Raw genomic sequence first — 2,437 nt, 5'->3', positions numbered from 1 at the left:
GTAACATGATTTAAAAATAATTTTGCAATAATAAAAATGTTGAACGAAAACAAAAGAAAGGAGCGCCTTTCATGAGAGACAAAAAAGGATTTAAACTAGTACTCAATTTTGTGAAAAAAGGGACAACACATAAACGCGAACGGAACTAATGGTCATGAAAATAATCCAATCGAAAAAAGGTTCCGATCATCAAATACAATAATCGGAACCTTTTTTCTTTATTTTTGGCTAGTTATGTCCCAGGCTCAATCTTTTTAAATATTTATAAAGCAAGTAGGCTGACAGCCTAAATAAATGGATCCAGCATGCCTTAAATAAAAACTAATAAAAGCTACCAGTCGATTGTTTTTTTAGCGTTCCTTCGATTTGATTTTTTCTTTATTGAAACGATATCAACATGAAGACGATGTATGTATCTATTTAAGAATAAGTTGTAGTAGTGTGTGCGTTCTTCTTCTGATTCAAATAAATCATTTAAAATTGAAGTGAACAGATAAAGGTCTTGTAGAGCTGACCTATCAATAGATTTCTTTAAACGCATACCAGTTTCTTTATTTAATGTAGAATATAGCTCCTTATTTAGGAAATCCGTAGTAACCAGATTAATTAGCTCATTTATAAAGTCTTCTTTTAATGAATGCTCATAATTTTCATATCTAGAAATAGAGTAATGAAGTTGTTTGAAATCTGAATAGTTTACTAGCTCTTGATAATCTTGCACCTCTTTTTTCCATATTTGCCAGTAGAGTTTTGCAGTAAGTATTTTTTGTCGATGATCATCTAGGGCTTTTTTCAGAATTGACTCCATCACTTTCTCCAGATCAGCATCCAGGTTCTCTAGCAAAGAACTAAGTTCTAATTTTTCAATAACTTCCACAATGTGAGAACGATTTTCATAAACAGTTTTCTTTAGGTTTGTTTCCTGAAGTGCTTGTTCAATCAAATCGATTGCAGAAAGTGATGTTTTCCATTGACGTCCAAGATGAAACAATGAGGCAAGATAATAGGTTGTATTAGATACTATAGAACTTTGAATTAGGCGGTTTACCTCTGAAGAAAAAAATGTATTGTAGTCATCAGAGTAATCATATATGGATGGCTTATCTTTTGAATGGGATGTGAACCCTATAATCCAACTAACAAGGTTGTGTTTTCGAATTTCAGTTGGCAATAATTCTAAATTTACTTCTTGCAAAATATATTCCATTTTTGTGTTTAACTGTATCTTTTCTAACACTAAATATTTACCCCCTTGCTTTTTAATAAATTATAGAATTCTTCACTATCAAAAAAATCTCTGAAACAGTAGGTTAATTCATTCTTACTCTTACCTCGTAATGGTAAGTGCCAAAGGATGTGACTATCTAGGTCTTCAAAAAAGATTAGAGATGGTAGTTCAGCAAACCTTAGATTAAAGTGTCTAGCAACATCTATTGCTTCACTAGGACCATAGGGGGAGTTTAAATCTGGTTCAAGTAATTGTTTTAAAGAAATTTTATTGTTAGCGTCTATTATATTATTGTCACCGAGAATAATATTGCTGTTCTCTATATTAGAGAGAGTTATATTTGCAAATAATCTTGCTGCGTCTAGATGTCTTTCTTCTTGTTCCTCTTTTAATCTTTTAAGTTCTTCGATTAGCATTTTCTCATTTATTTTCCACCATTTGTGTTTAGTACGCCTAGTATATTCAATCCATTGAATGCTAGGTGACTCGATGACAAAAATCGCACACGTTTCACCAGATAGTCGATCTAAATCATAAATTCCATTTTTCATATACTCAACTATTTCTTCATCTAGTTGTGTATAAAGTAGAAATCCAAATAATTCATATTTTTCTGTTTGTAATTTAATTATAGCTATTTTCACATCTTCTAGATTAGGTACTATAAACATATCGGTACTCCTATAACTGTATACCAGATAAACCAATAATTTTTGCTATTTTAACAATATATGGTTTAACGATATTTATAATCTGATCTGACTTATTAGTAATATCTAATATATTAGTGAATTTTTCTACGAAGTCCTTCTTATCTAAATGTGAGTTTTCAACTAATTTTTCTACTTCCCTTTTTGCTTTTGAAACAGCAGGAGTTAACTGTTCATCTCTTATTACTTCGTATTCATCTGTTAACTCTTTTACTATATTTCTTAAATTTATTATTTCTTTATGTACATTTTCCCATGTCTCTTTACTGGGTTTTGCTTCCGATTCGAGTAACTTTGAAATGTTTTGACGGATAAGAAGCAAATTTCCATCACCAAGAGTAATATTACTATTGCTTGTGTCTTTAATATTAATACCTACAAAATTTGACATATTATACATCAGCCCCTATTAATATATTAATTCACCTCCAATTTTACCTTATGTAGGAATATAGTGGAATCAATAATAAAGAATATTATTTATTATTCAGTTTTTTTA

At 30.1% G+C, this 2,437-nt stretch carries 3 protein-coding genes; all 3 read right to left on the bottom strand.

The window, feature by feature from the left end; translation table 11 throughout:
* Positions 1-331: 331 nt before the first annotated feature.
* The 3 genes from BKP45_RS21305 to BKP45_RS21295 are packed head-to-tail and all read right to left on the bottom strand — an operon-like array spanning position 332 to position 2,329.
* Positions 332-1,237 (bottom strand): hypothetical protein, encoded by a 906-nt coding sequence (locus BKP45_RS21305; protein WP_071391111.1) that lies wholly within the window; start codon positions 1,235-1,237, stop codon positions 332-334.
* On the bottom strand, positions 1,237-1,899 hold the full coding sequence (locus BKP45_RS21300) for a hypothetical protein (RefSeq protein ID WP_071391112.1): 663 nt from the start codon (positions 1,897-1,899) through the stop codon (positions 1,237-1,239). The genes BKP45_RS21305 and BKP45_RS21300 overlap by 1 nt, the downstream gene beginning before the upstream one ends.
* Positions 1,900-1,909: 10 nt before the next feature.
* Positions 1,910-2,329: a hypothetical protein gene (locus BKP45_RS21295; RefSeq protein WP_071391113.1), complete on the bottom strand. Its 420-nt coding sequence runs from the start codon at positions 2,327-2,329 to the stop codon at positions 1,910-1,912.
* Between the last annotated feature and the right edge of the window lie 108 nt (positions 2,330-2,437).

It is taken from the genome of Anaerobacillus alkalidiazotrophicus (assembly GCF_001866055.1).
Note: the sequence above shows the minus strand (reverse complement) of the source record. Positions and strands in the feature narration are given on the sequence as shown.

What these genes read in the sequence shown, in the direction of transcription:
- BKP45_RS21300 (WP_071391112.1), bottom strand. Translation starts at nt 1,899, where the DNA reads ATGTTTATAGTACCTAATCTAGAAGATGTGAAAATAGCTATAATTAAA.
- BKP45_RS21295 (WP_071391113.1), bottom strand. Translation starts at nt 2,329, where the DNA reads ATGTCAAATTTTGTAGGTATTAATATTAAAGACACAAGCAATAGTAAT.